We start from the raw sequence: 17,544 nt of genomic DNA, 5'->3' as shown, positions 1-17,544 counted from the left end.
CGCAACTTCCGCCGCCCACGTTTCTCTTTCTCATCTTCAATTGTCAAAAAACAGACAAACCTTACCGGTCCGTCACATCGCTGAATGATCAAAGCCTAAAGCCACAATCACCGCAAAATCATCCAAACAAGAGCACCAAGCTTTCCGCCCGTGACCCCCAGTCCCACCCGCAAAGTCAAGAAACTTCAGAGCGAGTTCGTTGGTCGCCAGCAGCGCCGCCGCCCTCGTTGGTGTGCGGTTTATAGATCCGAGACAGACACTTCGTCAACAGGGTTTTTGAAAAAAATGACAGTTTTCTGACAAAGCCTTGCGGCATAGGGGCTGGAGCCCCCTCCCCTTCCCGCGTCATGAAGGAAACCTGCCGCAGGGCACCCGCCGCCCTCAGTTTTACACAATCGCAGTGTCTCAGGGAGAACCGCGCACTGTGTCGGATTTGACTCGACAGCGCGAAAGATGCACATCTTCGCACAATATACGCAGCCTATAAGAAGAACCGGCGCGTTCAACAGGGACCCGATCAGCTGGCATGATCACGGACAAATCCATGATACGGTCGCTGGGCAACGAACCGCCCATATTGGCCGATGGCCGCCGGGCGCCCGATCGTCGCGAGATTTCGCTCCGCTGGCTCTCCGGCACATTCCTTACCGGCATCACATCCAGTCTCCTTATGGGCGTTGCGCTCTTTGCCGCACTTGATGGTCGCCAGCAGCTTGCCATCCCCGCGGAAGCCTATGCCGCGGTGGACCCTGCCTTGCGCGGCGGCCAGCCGGCAGCGACCGCCAAGCGCGGCGGTCGCATCGTCTCACCCGTGATCGTCGCCAAACCGTCCGACCGGACGATCCTCGAAGTCTCCACGATGATCCATGACGGCGAGAAGGAAGTGGTTCGTCGCCAGCCCTTCGCGCATGTGAAGATGACGCTGGCGGCCAACCACCAGGCATCGGAATCCTACCCGTCCTTCGATCCCCTCGCGATCTTCTCCAATGACGACGCCGCCTCCGCCCCTCCCCCGGTGCGCACCGGCACCATCTACGGCTCCGACGTCGAATCCGAAGTCGCGCTGAAGACGGTCGATTTTCCCCTCAAGGGCTCGACGCTGAAATTCGGGCCCTCGATGTCGCTCGACGAGGTGGAAGAGAACGTCCGCTCCAACGGCGCGGCCCTGACGGAAGGCAATACGCAGCTCGCCTCGCTCTTCTATGTCGATCCGCGACGCTTTGCCTCCGACGCCTCCGAGCTCGACCTGATCCAGGGCATCACGGCGCGGGTGGTCGAGGAGAATATGACGGTCACGCCGTTCGAGACGATCAACGACAGCAGCGCGGAATTTGCCGACGACGTCATTCCGGTCCGGCGTGACACGGATATGGCGACCGTTCTGAGTGGCGCCGGCTATTCCAAGGCGCAGGCGGCCGATATCGCGGCCATCTTCAAGACGGCGCTGAATTCGGATATCTTCCGTGAAGGCGATGTCGTGCGCATCGGTATCATCCAGAGGGGCGAGAACGAAGAAGCGCGGGTGATGCGGGCGAGCGTCTACGCCAAGGGTGGCGCGCATGTGCTGACCATGGCGTTGGACGACCATGGCACATTCGTGCGTGGCGAGGAGCCGCCGCAGCTTTCCGCCGTCTACACCGCCTTCGACGATAACGGCACACCGACCATTTCGGCCGGGCGCGATCTGCCGCGGGTCTATGACGGGGTCTATCGGGCAGCACTTTCCTACGGCATGAACCAGGGCATGGTCGCGCAGCTGATCAAGCTGCTCGCCAGCAATGTCGATTTTCAGGCACAGTTGAAGCCGACCGACAGCCTCGAGGCCTTCTTCTCCGTTGCGGATGAAAGCGGTCGCGCGACGGATACGTCGGAACTGCTCTACGTCAATGCGAAGTTCGGCGACGCACAAACCCGGTTCTATCGTTTTCAGGACCCTGACGACAACTCCGTCGATTACTACAACGAGATGGGCAAGAGCATTCGTCAGTTCCTGCTGCGCAACCCGGTTCCCAACGGCACGTTCCGCTCGGGCTTCGGCATGCGCCGTCATCCGATCCTCGGCTTCTCGCGCATGCATACCGGCGTGGACTGGGCCGCACCGCGCGGCACGCCGATCATTGCGGCGGGCAATGGCGTTGTAGAGAAGGCCGGCTGGGATAGCGGCGGGTATGGCAACCAGACGCTCATCCGTCATGCGAACGGCTACGTCTCGTCCTATAACCACCAGAGCGCGATCGCCAAGAACGTCAAGCCCGGCGCACGCGTCGCGCAGGGCCAGGTCATCGGCTGGATCGGGACGACGGGCCTGTCGACGGGCCCGCACCTGCACTACGAATTGATCGTCAACGGCAACCGCGTCGATCCGCTGCGCATCCGGCTTCCCGGCGGCAAGTCGCTGGATGGTCCGGCGCTCGCCCAGTTCGAAGAAGAGCGGCAGCGCATCGACGAGCTGCTGGCCAAGGACAATGGCAGCGAAGTCGCGGCCACGCAGTAACAGCGCGTGGCGATGATGGCGCGCCCGTCGCTCCTGCGAAAACGGGATTAGTGCGGTCGCTTCGCCGCCGTTTCCGCAAGGCTCTCCTGATCCTGCATCTCGCCCCCGCGCGCGGCATCCAGACGTTCGGCAACGCCGGCATCTGCCGGGTCCTGTTCGCGCCGCCACGGCCGCCGGCCCTTCAGAACGCCGGACTCATGGACGATCTCGGCCACATATTCTTCCTGCCGATAGGCCATCACGTGAATGCCGGAGACACCTTTGATCTCCTTCACCTCGTTGATGATATCGATGCAGATCTGCTTGCCTTCCTTCTTCTGGTCGGCCGCGCCCTCCAGCCGGGCGATGATGGCATCGGGGATGTGAACGCCCGGCACGTTGGAGCGGATCCAGCGCGCGGTGCGGGCGGAGGCCATCGGGCCGACGCCGACGAGGATATGGCAGTGCTCGTGCAGGCCGAGATCGCGCACTTTTTCCATGTAGGCGCGGAACATCGGCACATCGAAGCAATATTGGCTCTGCACGAACTGGGCACCGGCCTCGATTTTCTTGGCAAGCCGGTACGGACGGAAATCATACGGCGGCGCGAACGGATTGATGGCGGCACCGAGAAAGACGCGCGGCGGCGCGGTCAGCTTGCGCCCGGAGAGAAACTTGGCGTGATCCCGCATGATCCGCACCGTTTCCAAAAGCGACATGCAGTCGAGATCGAACACTGGCTTTGCCCCCGGCTGGTCGCCGGCCTGCACACCGTCACCGGTAAGGCAGAGAATGTTCGCCACGCCCATGGCGGCCGCACCCAGCACATCGCCCTGAATGGCGATCCGGTTTCGGTCGCGGCAGGAGATCTGCATGATCGGAGCGTAACCCATGCGGGTCAGAAGCGCGCAGATACCGACCGAGGACATATGGCAATTGGCGCCCGACGCATCGACCGCGTTGATGCCGTCCACCCAGCCCTCGAACACCGCGGCCCGGGCATAGACCTCTTCCGGATCGGCGCTGTCGGGTGGGTTCAGCTCGGCCGTCACGGCGAACTCGCCGCGCCGAAGCACCTGCTCCAGCCGCCCGCGCGAGGAATGGCCGGGCAGGAGATCGCCAGAAGCATTTGGGAAACCGCTCATGTCGGGCGTCCCGAGGTTGTCGTCTGATTATCCCGCGCCTGTGCCTCGGCTGCCGTCACCCGCAGCCAGGACGACGTTTCGCGCAACGACTGGTTCACCGGCGGCTGTACGGCAAGGATCGCATCGCCGTTCGCCATCTGGCGTGAACCTTCCCAGGCTTTGACCCAGACGCAGGGCATATCGGGTTCCACTTCGCAGTTTCCGTTGGCACGCACGCCACCGCAGGGTCCGTTGCGCAATTGCTTGGGGCAGTTCATCGGGCAGGACATGCCGGTGGACGACAGGATGCATTGGCCGCACATGCGACAGTCGAAGAGCAGGCCCTTCACCCCGCGCTCGACCATGGTCACCGGCGCTTCGGCTCTCGCATAGCCGATCGCCCGCCAGAGCGGATGCAGGGCCAGAAACACCGACGCGAAGCGGTGATAGACCCATTCCAGCAGCCGGGAATGGCGCACCGACCAGAGGCGGATCGCAAAACTGCGCTGCCCGCGCCGGTTGGGCGAGACGCTGGCGGGCGTATAGGCGCCGGTCGCGGCCTTACGGCCGGCCTGCGCATTGCCCTTGTCGGGCCTGGGCGCAGGAGCGAGATCGGAGGGCGAAGGTTTCGTCATATGTATCCGCCTTGTGTCGGTCCCGTCGTGCCCATTGTCGTGGCCGTCATCCGGCAAAAGCTTGCGCGTCTTTTCGACCCGCCGCGCATCCTTGCACGACACGCCGCGACAGTGAAAGCGACGTGCGCCGATAAGCCTTACCAGATGCCACGCGACAGCCCGTTCCAGATCCATGTCCAGACGGTCGGGTGATACCATTGCCGGGATGGACCCGCGACGGTTATCGGCCGAAGCGTCCCGGCCAGAGCATCCTCGACGGCCTGGATGGCAATTCCGGTCGAAGCGGCCGTCTGCAACAGCGGATAGGTGTGCATCGTATCGCCTTTGCCGGGCGTCATGCGCGTCTGGTAAAGAATATCGCCCGTATCGACGCCCGCATCGACCAGATGCACCGTCGCACCGAAATTTCCCTCATCCCGGTTTACCCGCGCCCAGTATCCACCCATCAGGCCCCGATATCGGGGATTGATGCCCGCATGGAAATTGATGACGGGACAGGATATCGCCGACAGCGTTGTGGCCGACAGCATGCGGCACGAGACGAGGAAGACGACATTGGGTGAAAGCTTGGTCAGCCCATGCAGCGCGTCCGGCGTGTTGATCGACGGTATCGGCACCGTTCTGACATCCGCATTCGGCGCATCCGAAACGTCATAGGTCTCCAGAATCTCCCGCGCACGGCCTTCGGTAAAACGCTTGCCGAATTTGGAGGCGACCATAGTCGCGAGTTGCCCGAGAGCCACCGGCCATCCGAGCTTGCGGGCGCGTCGCCTGACGAAGACGGACTTCGATTCCGCCGGCTCCAAGAGAACGACAACCTCGGAAAAGCGATGGGCAAGTGCATTGATCAGGATCTTCGGATTGCGCCCGCCGGCCGTGACCACGACCACAAGACCCGCTCGCTTCATCTCCACCATATCTACGCCTCTGTTCGCCTCAGCGCATTTGTCACCGATCCGGCTTACCGGGTGATTAAAGGCATTGCACGCAAAAGGCCTCCCCGGTTTCCCGGGAAGGCCAGATATCTCGGATCAGGACTAGTCGATCAGGCCGCAACGCGGTCTTCGCCCGTGCCGAGCAGCTTGAAGTTCAGCCGATCGGACCCTTCCAGCACCTTGATCACGGAGCCATCCGGGATGTCGCCGGACAGGATTTTTTCGGCGAGCGGATCCTGCACATAGCGCTGGATCGTCCGCTTCAGCGGGCGTGCGCCATAGACGGGATCGTAGCCGCGTTCCGCCAGCCAGTGCCGGGCGTCGCCGTCCAGTTCCAGCGTGATCTTGCGATCCGCCAGCAGTGTCTTCAGCCGCTCGAGCTGAATATCGACGATCGCCCCCATCTCGCCGCGCTTCAGACGGTGGAACAGGATGATCTCATCGACCCGGTTGAGGAACTCCGGCCGGAAAGCCGAGCGCACCACACCCATCACCTGCTCGCGCACGCTGTCGGTATCCTCGCCTTCGGCAAGTCCGGTCAGATATTCCGCGCCGAGATTCGATGTCATGATGATCATCGTATTGCGAAAATCCACCGTCCGGCCCTGCCCGTCCGTCAGCCGGCCATCGTCCAGCACCTGCAGCAGCACGTTGAAGACGTCGGGATGGGCCTTCTCGATCTCGTCGAACAGCACGACCTGATAGGGCTTGCGCCGCACGGCTTCCGTCAGCGAACCGCCTTCCTCATAGCCGACATAGCCCGGAGGTGCACCGATCAGCCGGGAAACGGAGTGTTTCTCCATATATTCCGACATATCCATGCGCACGAGTGCCGTGTCGTCATCGAAGAGGAAGCGCGCAAGCGCCTTGGTCAGCTCCGTCTTTCCGACGCCGGTCGGCCCGAGGAAGATGAACGAGCCGATCGGCCGGTTCGGGTCCTGCAGCCCGGCGCGCGAGCGACGGACGGCGCGGGACACGGCCTGCACCGCATCCCCCTGCCCCACGACCCACTTGGCCAGCTCGTCCTCCATCCGCAGCAGCTTGTCGCGCTCGCCCTCCAGCATCTTATCGACCGGAATACCGGTCCAGCGGGAAACGATGTGCGCGATATTGTCCGGCGTCACCACTTCCTGCACCATGGATGCGGCCGAACTGTCCTGCGCTTCGGATTCCTGCAACTCCTTTTCGAGCTTCGGGATTTCGCCATAGGCAAGCTCGCCCGCCCGCTGGAACTCACCCTTGCGCTGGGCAGTTGCCAGTTCGTTGCGGGCTTCGTCCAGCTGTCGCTTCAGATCGGCGGCAAGACCGAGCTTGGACTTTTCCGACTGCCAGCGCGCGGTCAGCGCATCGGCCTGCTCTTCGAGCCCGGTCAGGTCGAGTTCCAGCTTTTCCAGCCGGTCCTTCGAGGCGCGGTCGGTCTCCTTCTTCAGGGCCTCGCGCTCGATCTTCAGCTGCATGATGCGGCGGTCGAGTTCGTCCAGTTCTTCCGGCTTGCTATCCACCTGCATCCGCAGCCGCGATGCAGCCTCGTCCATCAGGTCGATGGCTTTGTCGGGCAGGAAACGGTCGGTGATGTAGCGGTTCGACAGAGTCGCAGCCGCGACCAGCGCCGCGTCCGAAATCCGTACCTTGTGGTGCTGCTCGTACTTTTCCTTCAGGCCGCGCAGGATCGAGATCGTGTCCTCGACATCCGGCTCGTTGACCATGACTGGCTGGAACCGGCGGGCAAGGGCCGCATCCTTTTCCACATGCTTGCGGTACTCCTCGAGCGTGGTCGCGCCGACGCAGTGCAGCTCGCCGCGCGCCAAAGCCGGCTTCAGGAGGTTCGATGCGTCCATCGCGCCATCGGCCTTGCCGGCACCCACCAGCGTGTGCATCTCGTCGATGAACAGGATGATCTCGCCCGCATCCGCCTGAACTTCCGAGAGAATGGCCTTCAGCCGCTCCTCGAACTCGCCCCGAAATTTTGCCCCGGCAATCAGCGCGCCCATGTCGAGCGCCATCAGCCGCTTGTCCTTCAGGCTTTCCGGCACGTCGCCATTGACGATGCGCAAGGCGAGGCCTTCGGCGATGGCCGTCTTGCCCACGCCGGGTTCGCCGATCAGCACCGGATTGTTCTTCGTGCGGCGCGAAAGCACCTGGATCGTGCGGCGGATTTCGTCGTCGCGACCGATCACCGGATCGAGCTTGCCGTCACGCGCATCCGCGGTCAGGTCGCGCGCATATTTCTTCAGCGCGTCGAAACCGGCCTCGGCATTGGCGCCGTCGGCGGTGCGGCCCTTGCGAATCTCGTTGATCGCCTGGTTCAGCCGTGCGGCCGTCACCCCGGCCTTGGAGAGAGTCTGTGCGGTCGAAGCCGATGTTTCCACAGACAGCGCCAGCAACAGGCGCTCGACGGTGACGAAACTGTCGCCCGCCTTTTTGGCGGCCTCTTCGGCCGTCGTGAAAACCTTGGCCAGCGGCTGCGACAGGGCGATGCCGCCATTCCCGCCGGACACCTTCGGCAGCTTGGCAAGGGCTGCGTCATTGGCAAGCTTGGCGTCCTTCGCCCGGCCGCCGGCGCGCTCGATCAGCGAGGCTGCCATGCCTTGATCGTCGTCGAGCAGCACTTTCAGCACATGCTCGGGCGTGAACTGGGGATGACCCACTGACAGCGCATAGGTCTGCGCCGATTGCAGGAAACCACGCACGCGTTCGGAATATTTCTCGATATCCATCGTCTACCTCCTTGGAACCGGAACGCCCATGCGGCACGCTCCGGCGGTTGGGATCAGGCTCCCGAAATCGGCAAGCCCGGCATCGCGAAGAGGACCCTGCGGATCGCAGCATCTTCCCGCTTCGACATGAGATATGGGAGGCGTTTTTGCCGAATTAAAGAGCAGAAATCACGTGATTTCGCTTTGCTGCGAGATTGTTCCATCCCGATCGGACGCTTGCAAAAGGACCGGATCGACGATCCAGCCTTCCAGCGGATCGGCATGCGGCGGAATGCCGAAACCGGCCTCTCTCTGCCCATACGCCCAGCCCGCCTGAACCGCACAAAGGAGCGCATCCAGCGCGTCCCCGCTCGGATCTTCGGCCAGCGATCGCGGTGCCTCGATCCGCAGACCGGACAGGGAATGATCAGACGCGGGATCGCAAAGGCGGTCGAACAGATCGAGGCGGGCCGACAGATGCTCGGCCGTCTGCAGACGGCGCGTATCGTTCTTGTAGGATCGCCGCCCGATAAGCCGCCGCGCCATCACGCCGGGATAGGCCTCCACCACGACACGGCTCGGGTCGCCCGCCCGCAGAAGCGGCAGATGCACATCGGATTCGAGCAGCCGGTGCGCGCCCTCGTAAAACATCAGACCGACCGGCACCCCATGCAGCTTCTGCGGACTGATCCCGCCTGTGCTTTTATCGATGAACCGCTGGTGCTCCTTGTCGCCGGGCGCGCGCGGCAACCGGTACTGCGTCATTGCCTCGTAGAACTGCGCACGCGTCAGTTCGGCGACGTGGCCGACATAACCTTCCCACGACAGAGGCCAGCCGATCGTCTCGATAAATCTGCGCGACTGCCCGAAGGGAAAGTCGAGCCCGGCAATCCATGGGCCCGACGATGCGAGAAACCCGGTGAAACCATCGAAATTCGTCCAGCGATGCATCTCTACGAACCGCAACGTCCCCCCATCCAGCCGGCATTCGACGCAGGTGATCGGCTTTTGCCGTGAGGGAGCGGAGGTGAAATCCACACCAAAAACCCTCATCCCATCGCCGCCCCTCTGGGTCTCCCGGTCTCCAAGCCTTGCAGGTTGGGAAAGCGGCGGCATGGGCGATCCATCGGAGCGAGAAGCCGCATCACGTTCCGCCACCGGCTTCAACACAGGCAGCACGGTCATCGCCTGAAGGATCGCGGCAACATGCATCGACTGACCAATCAGTCCGGTGCCCAAACCAGCAAGCACCGTTTCGATCGGCAGAAGCTCGACCGTCAGCCCATTCTCTTCCGGATCGAGCTGTTGCTCCCCCAAGCGGACGACGTCACGAGCGAGAAACGCATGCACGCGGTTCGTCTGCATCGAGGGATTGGGATAGAGCGAACTCAGCCATTCCATCTGCTCGCAGCGATAGCCGGTCTCCTCCAGAAGCTCTCGCCGCGCCGCGGCCTCCGGATCGACATCGCTCGGTTCCATGCTGCCGGCCGGCGCTTCCAGCAAAACCTTGCCCGCAGCATGCCGATACTGGCGGACCAGCACCATCTGCCTATCGGGTGTGACCGCGACGACGACGACCCATTCGGGATAGGTCAGCACATAATAAGGATCGACGCGCAGCCCGGACGGGGTCTCGCAGGCATCCGCACGGACATCGATATGCCGATCGCGGATCAGAGACCGCGAATGCAGGATCTTCCAGGTCTCGTCATTACCAGCCATGGCCGGTCCCCTCCCCTCACGATAAAGCGCGACCATATCCCCATTCGCGTCGCTGTGACGACGTTTCACACAGCTTGCATCCTATTTGTAAGAATTGACAAACGTTTCGGAATACCCAACGTCGAAGAGAGCCTTGCCCCAAGGCAACCCGACGATCCCGGAACAACTGCCCATGCCACCCGCGTACCTGCCAGCCTCGTTTCGGACCATGCTCTCGGCCATTATTGCCTCGGCCCTTGTGCTCTTCAGCCTCGTCGCAGGCCACGCATTCGCGGCCGGAAACACGCCGTGCAGCGGCAGGAAAGGCGGCGTCGATCACTGTCAGGGAGAGCGCTTCATCTGCCGTGACGGCTCGATCAGCGCCAGCAAGAAATCCTGCTCGGCAACCCATCAACCGCTCGGGCTCCTCGGGACGTCATCCCAATCAGCACCGGCAACAGGCACGACGACCTGCGACTGCCGCAGCGGCACGTTCTGCACCGGCCCCCGCGGCGGCCGGTTCTGCCTTTCCGACAGCGGCGAGAAAAGCTATTTGCGGAAATAGTAACGCCCACGAAAAAGGGCGACGTTGCCGCCGCCCTTTCCAGTCATATTGGTCTTGCGACCGATTATTCGGAGTCGGCCAAAGCCGGCGCTTCCGGCTGTTCGCCGGCGGCACCCTCTTCCGCGGCACCTTCGGTGCGGCGCGGGCGACGGGGGCGCGGGGCGGCCCGACGGCGCGGCGCGCGGCCTGCGGCCTCCTCTTCGATGGCGACTTCAGCTGGCGTGCCTTCGATGTCCGGCTGCGGACCGGTGCCGTCGATGACGGTTTCCGGCGTTGCGGCAACGGGATGCTCGACAGCGACAGGGCGCTCTGCGCGGGGCTGACGCTCGGCGCGGGGTGCGCGTTCGGCACGTTCAGCACGCTCAGGCCGTTCGGCTCGCTCAGGCCGCTCGGCGCGCTGCTCCGTCCGCTCGGGCCGTTCCGTCTGCTCGCTGCGATCCGCACGTTCCGTTCGCTCGGGGCGATCCGCCTGAACCGGACGCTCGTTGCGCTCGGCGCGTTCCTGACGGTCCGGCCGTTCGTTGCGCTCCGTCCGCTGCTGCGGCTGTGGCTGCTGCTGGCGGGGCTGTTCGCGGCGGGGTGTCGGCTGCTGCATCATGGCGGGCTGGTCGTCGTAGCCCTGGTCCTGATCGTCGTCCATCATGCCGTCACGGTCGTTACCGTCCATGTCGTTGCCCTCATAAGACGGGCGATCGTCACGCTGGAAACGTTCCTGCATCTGCGCCTGTGCGGCTGCGATGATGCGGTTGTAGTGCTCGGCATGCTGAAGATAGTTTTCGGCGATGACCCGGTCGCCGGAGCTCTGCGCATCCCGCGCGAGCGTCGTGTACTTCTCGGCGATATGCTGCGCGGTGCCGCGGATCTTCACATCGGGGCCGGAGCTGTCATAGGTCCGGGTGAGCGGGTTCTGCCCCTTCCGGTTATGATTGTTGTTACCGCCGCCGCCGCCGCCATTGTTATTGTTGTTATTATTATTGTTGTTACGCCCACGGCCGCGCTTGTTCTGCTGTCCTGGCCTCATCCTATCGTCACCCGAAATCTCTTGATCATGATGGTTCATATGGCGTCCGGCCTCATGGCTCCGGCCATCGTGGTAAACACCTCCTCGCAGCTCCCGACATAAGGGGAGTCGGAACGAGAAGGCACGCCGCGACCCAGCAGCCTGAAAAGGCATCTCGCTGGTTGGCGTCAAATTAACAGGTACCCGCACCAGGCACTGTCGACCCAAGCTCTTGTGTCAGAAGAGCATTCCCTGCGGAGAGGTCTGACCGGAACGAATCCTGACATCCTTGACCGTCTGCTCAGTGCGTGGCGGCAACCTATCCGTCTTCCCCGCCAATTCCAAGCCTTTTCTTTGCGTTTGCGAAAACAACATCGCGTTGCCAAGGCAGTAAACGACCTGTTTTCAACAGGCTGGGAGGCCCACAGCGTATGGCTTAGCAGCATCGGCACGGCGAAAGACAAGCACGCGGTCGTTTCCACCGAGATCGCGCAGGAACGTGACCCTGTCGAAACCTTCCTCCTCAAAGATACGCGTCACGCTGTCCTTCTGGTCAAAGCCGATTTCCAGCCCGACCATGCCCTCATCTTCGAGGAAGGCCGCCGCGCCGGCGGCGATGATCCGGTAGGCGTCCAGCCCGTCCGTCCCGCCATCGAGCGCGAGCATGGGATCGAAAAGCCGGACCTCGGGGTCCAGCCCGTCGATGATATCCGAGCGGATGTAAGGCGGGTTCGAGACGATGACATGGTAACGCCCGTCGATCGTCTCGAACCAGTCGCTCCGCACGATCCGGAAACGCTCCGACAGACCGTGAGCCTGCGCATTGGCGGCGGCGGTCGCAAGGGCATCCTCGGAAAGATCGACGCCAACGCCCGTGGCCTCGGCAACCTCGCTCAGAAGCGCCAGGCAGATCGCCCCCGTGCCCGTGCCAAGATCGAGGATTCGGCACTGCCCAACCCGCGCGACCGTCGCCCGCACGTGCGGCAGCATGGCTTCGACAAGCGTTTCCGTGTCCGGCCGCGGCTCCAGCGTTTCCGGCGAAAGCGACAAGCTCAGCCCGTAGAAATCCCGCGCGCCGAGAATGCGGTGCAGCGGCTCGCGGGCCAGCCGCCGCGCGATCCCGGCTCGAATCAAGGCCGCCTTGTTCGCCGACACGACGTCCCCGCCCCGGCTCATCAGCCCAGTCGGCGTCAAGCCGAGCAGACCGCCGACGAGAATGCGCGCTTCCTGCGCCGGATCGTCGAAATCGGCCTGCCGGAGGGCCGCGCGCACCTCCGCGAGCAGGTTGTCGATCGTGTCGCTCACCGTCAGCCCTGCTGTTCGCCGAGACGGGCGAGCTGGTCGGCCTGATAATCGGCCAGCAGCGCATCCACCACCTCGTCGATCTCGCCCATCATCATCCGGTCGATCTTGTAGAGCGTCAGGTTGATGCGGTGATCGGTCACCCGGCCTTGCGGAAAATTATAGGTGCGGATGCGCTCGGACCGGTCGCCGGAACCGACCTGGCTCTTGCGGGAGGCCGACCGCTCGCTATCCGCCTTCTGCCGCTCCATGTCGTAGAGGCGCGAGCGCAGAACCTGCATGGCTTTCGCCTTGTTCTGGTGCTGCGATTTTTCCGAACTCGTGACCACGATGCCGGACGGCATATGCGTGATGCGCACCGCGCTGTCCGTGGTGTTGACGTGCTGCCCCCCGGCACCGGACGAGCGCATCGTGTCGATGCGGATGTCCTCGGCGCGGATCTCGATGTCGATATCCTCGGCCTCCGGCAGCACCGCGACGGTGGCGGCGGAGGTGTGGATGCGCCCCTGCGTTTCCGTATCGGGCACGCGCTGGACGCGATGGACGCCGGATTCGAACTTCAGCTTGGAGAAAACGCCGCGCCCGGTCACCGTCGCGATGATTTCCTTGAACCCGCCGGCATCGCCATCGCTGGCGCTGAGCACCTCGACCTTCCAGCCCTTGTCGGCGGCGTAACGCTCATACATGCGGAAGAGATCGCCGGCAAAAAGTGCGGCTTCCGAACCGCCGGTTCCCGCGCGGATTTCGAGGATGGCGCTCTTCTCGTCGGCGGCATCCTTCGGCAAAAGCAGGATCTGCATCTCGCTTCCGAGCGTTTCCAGCCGTTCCTCGATCTCCGGCTTTTCCATCTCGGCAAGGTCGCGCATCTCGCGATCGGTCGCCTTGTCGGACAGCAGCGCCTCGATATCGGCAAGCTCCGCGCCGGCCTTCTCGTACTGGCGGATCTTGGCGACGACGGGCTGCAGCTCGGAATATTCCGATGCGAGCTTCACATAGACATCGGCCGCTGGCCCCGCCGACATCCGCGCCTCGATTTCCCCGAACCGCCGCTCCAGCTCCCGCATCTTTTCTATGGGTAGTGTGGCCAATGCTTACTCCAGGCCGCTGCGCGGCAAATGATCGAATGTCAGTACACCGGCAGCCTCGTTGGCGGCGACCTAGCAAAACAAGAAAGACCCTCTCTGCCCTGCCGGGCATCTCCCCCACAAGGGGGAGAAGACTTGGGGCTACCCTCGCCCAGCTTCAGCCGTTCATACTTGAGGTCCGCTTCCAGTGAACAGGCGGGTGCCACGAGTCTTCTCCCCCCTTGTGGGGGAGATGCCCGGCAGGGCAGAGAGGGCCTTCCTTCGCCACCCTAAAGCCCCAGCCCTACAACGGAATCTCATTCTCCGCCGCAAACGCCTTCAACAGTTCCCGCGGCGTGCGCGTTCCCTTCGTATCGTCCAGCAGCGCGTTCAGCTCCGGCGAAAGCCTTGCCAGATCCGTCGCCAGCAGCATCGCCTTGACCGGCCCGACTGCCGTCGGCGACATCGACAGGGAGCGGAAGCCGATGGCGAGCAGTGCCAAGGCCGAGAGCGGCTTCGACGCCATCTCGCCGCAAAGCGTGACGGACGTGGTGTTGCGCTCGCCGGCGCGCACGATATCGCGCAGCATCCGCAGGAACGGCCGGCTGAGCACATCGAAGCGGTCCGACACGCGCGAATTGCCGCGATCCACTGCCATAGTGAACTGGAACAAGTCGTTGGAGCCGACCGAGACGAAGTCGACCTCGCTCATCAGCTCGTCCAGCTGATAGAGCAGTGCGGGAACTTCGAGCATGGCGCCGAACTGCAGCTTGCGCGGCAGCTGTTCGCCGACCTTCGATTGCCGCTGGATTTCCTTCTGCAGCAGTTCGCGCACCGCCTTCAGCTCGAAAACCTCCGTTACCATCGGCAACATGATGCGCAGTTCCTGGCCCGCGGACGCCCGCAGCATGGCGCGCAATTGCGTGCGCAAGAGGCCTGGCCGGTCGAGCGACAGGCGGATCGCCCGCCAGCCGAGCGCCGGGTTTTCCTCTTCCGCAGCGCGGAAATAAGGCACCACCTTGTCGCCGCCGATATCAAGCGTGCGGAAGGTCACCGGCTTGCCGGCCGCCTGCTTCAGGACGTTGCGGTAGAAGGCCTCCTGCTCCTCCATGCGCGGCATGGTCGAAGCGATCATGAACTGCAGCTCCGTGCGGAACAGGCCGATGCCCTCGGCACCCGATTCGTCCAGCTGCGGCAGATCCACCATCAGGCCGGCATTCATCTGCAACTTGATGCGGCTGCCATCCCTGGTGATCGGCTCGACGCCGCGCAGCGCCCGGAACTGCTCCTGCCGCCGCGCGCGCAGACGCACTTTCTCTTCATAAGCCCGCTGCAGATCGGCCATCGGACGCAGATGCACCTTGGCATCGTCGCCGTCGATGATCATCGCATCGCCGTTTTCCGCCAGCGCCACGGCACCCGCCGCCTGGCCGACGACCGGAATACCCATGGCACGCGCGACGATGACGACGTGGCTCGTCACCGCGCCGTCTTCCAGCACCAGCCCGCGAATATTCTCGCGGGGGTAGTCGAGCAGTTCGGCCGCCCCCATCGCCCGCGCGACGACCACGGCATCGACCGGGAAATCCTTGTCCGAGACCCGCGCACCATAGCCCGTCAACTGCCGCAGCAGCCGGTTCGCCAGATCGTCGAAATCGTGCATGCGCTCGCGCAGATACGGGTCCGTTAGGCGCATCATCCGCGCCTTGGTCTCGCTCTGTACGCGCTCGACGGCGGCTTCCGCCGTCAGACCGTTGCGAATGGCCTCCTCCAGCTTGCGCACCCAGCCACGGTCATGCGCAAACATCCGGTAGGCCTCGAGCACCGCGCGGTGCTCGCCCTCCATGGACACATCGCGCCGCGACAGCATGTCGTCGATGGAGATGCGCAGCGAGCCCAGGCTTTCACCGAGCCGCGAAAGCTCCTTGTCGGTATCGTCGTTCAGCAGATTGGTGACGACGATGCGCGGTTCGTGAAGAACGACATAGCCAAGGCCGACGCCCTCGTTGAAGCCGGAGCCCTCGATGGTCACCGGACGCGACAGGTCGAGTTCGAGGCCCGGACGCGTGATCTTCTTGAGTTCGCCGGTCGCGACCATTTCGGCCAGCACCATGGCGGTGGTCTCGAGCGCTTCCACCTCGTCGTCGCGATAGGTGCGGCTTGCCTTGTTCTGCACGACGAGAACGCCGAGCGACCGCCCGGTGCGCAGGATCGGCACGCCGAGGAAGGAGTGATAGACCTCCTCGCCCGTTTCCGGCAGGTAGGTGAAGGCGGGATGCGACTGGGCGTCGGAGAGATTGAGCGGACGCGCGCTGGCGGCAATCGTGCCGACGAGGCCCTGCCCCATCTGCAACTGGGCCAGGTGCACAGCGTCCTTGTTCAGGCCTTCGGTGGCGTAGAGTTCGAGCACGCCATCGGAGCGCAGCACATAGACCGAGCAGACTTCCGCGACCATGTTCTGCGCGATCTGGCGCACGATCCGGTCAAGCCGCTCCTGCGGCTCCAGCGGCTCCGCCATCAGTTCGCGCAGCCGCTTGAGAAGAACGCGTGGACCGGACAGGTCTCTCATCGCGCAACGTCTCCCCGATCAAAGAGTGGGGGTGCAGGCACCCCGGGCCGGCAGCACTTCGGCCGCTTCGCTTAAGTCTTATCCAGCCCGTAGACGGAATGCAAAGTCCGAACGGCCAATTCGGCATATGCACCGTCGATCAGGATGGAAATCTTGATTTCCGAGGTCGTGATCGCCTTGATGTTGATGCCCTTTTCGGCGAGCGCCCGAAAAGCCGACGCCGCAACGCCCGCATGGCTGCGCATGCCGATGCCGATGACCGACACCTTGGCGAGACCCGATTCGTTCTGGATGACGTCGAACCCGATCTTGCTCTTCTCCGCGTCGAGCACGCGCAACGCCTTGTCCACATCGCCGGCCGGCACGGTGAAGGTCATGTCGGTCTTCGATCCGTCCTCGGAAATGTTCTGGACGATCATGTCGACATTGATGTGCGCTTCGGCGAGAGGGCCGAAGATCGCGGCGGAGACACCCGGGCGATCGGCCAGACGCCGCAGCGAAATTTGCGCCTCATCCTTGGCATAGGCGATGCCGGTTACGACTTCCTGTTCCACGATCTCTTCCTCATCACAAATCAGCGTTCCCGGCGGGTTCAAAAGATCGCCCATGCCGGGCGCGTCCGGGTCTTCGAAACTGGAGCGCACGAAGGTGCGGACCTTGTGCACCATGGCAAGCTCGACCGAGCGCACCTGCAGCACCTTGGCGCCGAGCGATGCCATTTCGAGCATTTCCTCGAACGCGATCTTCTTCAGGCGGCGCGCCTTCGGCACGATGCGCGGGTCCGTCGTGTAGACGCCGTCCACATCGGTATAGATGTCGCAGCGATCTGCCTTGACGGCAGCCGCGATGGCGACCGCGCTCGTATCCGAGCCGCCGCGGCCGAGCGTCGCGATCCGGTTGTCTGGGCCGATACCCTGGAAACCGGCGATAACGGCGACCTGGCCCTCGCCGAAGCGGCGGATGAGGTCGGAGCCATCGATATCCATGATTCGCGCTGCACCATGAGCGTTATCGGTGCGAATCGGGATCTGCCAGCCCTGCCAGGAGCGGGCGTTGATGCCGATGTGCTGCAACGCGATCGCGAGCAGCCCCGACGTCACCTGCTCGCCCGAGGCGACGACGGCATCATATTCGCGGGCATCGTGCATGGGCGAGGCATCACGCGTCCAGCCGACGAGCTCGTTCGTCTTGCCCGACATGGCGGAAACGACGACGGCCACCTCGTGCCCGGCATCCACCTCGCGTTTCACATGGCGGGCGACGACCCGGATGCGATCCATGTCCGCGACGGAGGTTCCGCCGAATTTCATCACGATGCGTGCCATCTGCCTCTACCGGTACCAGAGATTGCGCGCGCCGCGCGCCTGCCGAAGTTGGCGGTTCCATAGCGAAGTTGCCGGAAACGTGCAATGGCCAGCGCGGCATGAGGCTGGGCGATGCCCTAGCGACCGGGGGCGACCAAGAGCGCGCAAGTGTCGCA

At 63.6% G+C, this 17,544-nt stretch carries 12 protein-coding genes; 2 read left to right on the top strand and 10 right to left on the bottom strand.

Annotated elements, in window-relative coordinates:
• Nucleotides 1-526 precede the first annotated feature (526 nt).
• Nucleotides 527-2,494 carry a M23 family metallopeptidase gene (locus C8J33_RS20290; protein WP_110800653.1) on the top strand — a complete coding sequence of 656 codons (1,968 nt, stop codon included), beginning with the start codon at nucleotides 527-529 and terminating at the stop codon, nucleotides 2,492-2,494.
• Nucleotides 2,495-2,541: 47 nt separating this feature from the next.
• Here the strand turns inward: C8J33_RS20290 and C8J33_RS20285 are convergent, their stop codons facing one another.
• The 5 genes from C8J33_RS20285 to C8J33_RS27590 form a co-directional block, all read right to left on the bottom strand.
• Complete coding sequence (locus C8J33_RS20285; RefSeq protein ID WP_110807778.1) at nucleotides 2,542-3,618, bottom strand: methylenetetrahydrofolate reductase; 1,077 nt, start codon at nucleotides 3,616-3,618, stop codon at nucleotides 2,542-2,544.
• Nucleotides 3,615-4,232: a methylenetetrahydrofolate reductase C-terminal domain-containing protein gene (locus C8J33_RS20280; protein ID WP_132665148.1), complete on the bottom strand. Its 618-nt coding sequence runs from the start codon at nucleotides 4,230-4,232 to the stop codon at nucleotides 3,615-3,617. Before C8J33_RS20280 ends, C8J33_RS20285 begins: the two co-directional genes overlap by 4 nt.
• 137 nt (nucleotides 4,233-4,369) lie before the next feature.
• Entirely contained in the window at nucleotides 4,370-5,149 is a 780-nt protein-coding gene (locus tag C8J33_RS20275) for a formyl transferase (protein ID WP_132665147.1), read from the bottom strand.
• A 128-nt stretch (nucleotides 5,150-5,277) separates the two neighbouring features.
• A complete protein-coding gene (clpB, locus tag C8J33_RS20270) occupies nucleotides 5,278-7,884 on the bottom strand; it encodes an ATP-dependent chaperone ClpB (protein WP_132665146.1) in 2,607 nt (868 codons plus the stop codon).
• Between the two features lie 168 nt (nucleotides 7,885-8,052).
• A complete protein-coding gene (locus C8J33_RS27590; protein ID WP_245507224.1) occupies nucleotides 8,053-9,585 on the bottom strand; it encodes an NUDIX hydrolase in 1,533 nt (510 codons plus the stop codon).
• 133 nt (nucleotides 9,586-9,718) lie between these two features.
• Here C8J33_RS27590 and C8J33_RS20255 point away from each other — a divergent pair, with 133 nt between their 5' ends.
• A complete protein-coding gene (locus C8J33_RS20255; protein WP_245507223.1) occupies nucleotides 9,719-10,129 on the top strand; it encodes a hypothetical protein in 411 nt (136 codons plus the stop codon).
• A 64-nt stretch (nucleotides 10,130-10,193) separates the two neighbouring features.
• Here the strand turns inward: C8J33_RS20255 and C8J33_RS20250 are convergent, their stop codons facing one another.
• From C8J33_RS20250 to C8J33_RS20225, 5 genes are all read right to left on the bottom strand, one after another.
• Nucleotides 10,194-11,150, bottom strand: coding sequence for a DUF4167 domain-containing protein (locus C8J33_RS20250; protein WP_132665145.1), 957 nt, complete (start codon nucleotides 11,148-11,150; stop codon nucleotides 10,194-10,196).
• A 384-nt stretch (nucleotides 11,151-11,534) separates the two neighbouring features.
• Nucleotides 11,535-12,434 carry a peptide chain release factor N(5)-glutamine methyltransferase gene (prmC, locus tag C8J33_RS20245; protein ID WP_132665144.1) on the bottom strand — a complete coding sequence of 300 codons (900 nt, stop codon included), beginning with the start codon at nucleotides 12,432-12,434 and terminating at the stop codon, nucleotides 11,535-11,537.
• A gap of 2 nt (nucleotides 12,435-12,436) precedes the next feature.
• On the bottom strand, nucleotides 12,437-13,519 hold the full coding sequence (gene prfA / locus C8J33_RS20240; RefSeq protein WP_110800660.1) for a peptide chain release factor 1: 1,083 nt from the start codon (nucleotides 13,517-13,519) through the stop codon (nucleotides 12,437-12,439).
• A gap of 280 nt (nucleotides 13,520-13,799) precedes the next feature.
• Nucleotides 13,800-16,064, bottom strand: coding sequence for a phosphoenolpyruvate--protein phosphotransferase (gene ptsP, locus C8J33_RS20230; protein WP_110730126.1), 2,265 nt, complete (start codon nucleotides 16,062-16,064; stop codon nucleotides 13,800-13,802).
• Nucleotides 16,065-16,135: 71 nt separating this feature from the next.
• The gene (locus C8J33_RS20225) at nucleotides 16,136-17,389 is read right to left on the bottom strand and encodes an aspartate kinase (RefSeq protein ID WP_110730125.1); all 1,254 of its coding nucleotides are present in this window, start codon (nucleotides 17,387-17,389) and stop codon (nucleotides 16,136-16,138) included.
• Between the last annotated feature and the right edge of the window lie 155 nt (nucleotides 17,390-17,544).

This window comes from Rhizobium sp. PP-CC-3G-465, from assembly GCF_004343445.1.
Classification (GTDB): Bacteria; Pseudomonadota; Alphaproteobacteria; order Rhizobiales; family Rhizobiaceae; genus Ferranicluibacter; species Ferranicluibacter rubi.
This window is presented reverse-complemented; position numbering and strand designations above follow the sequence as displayed.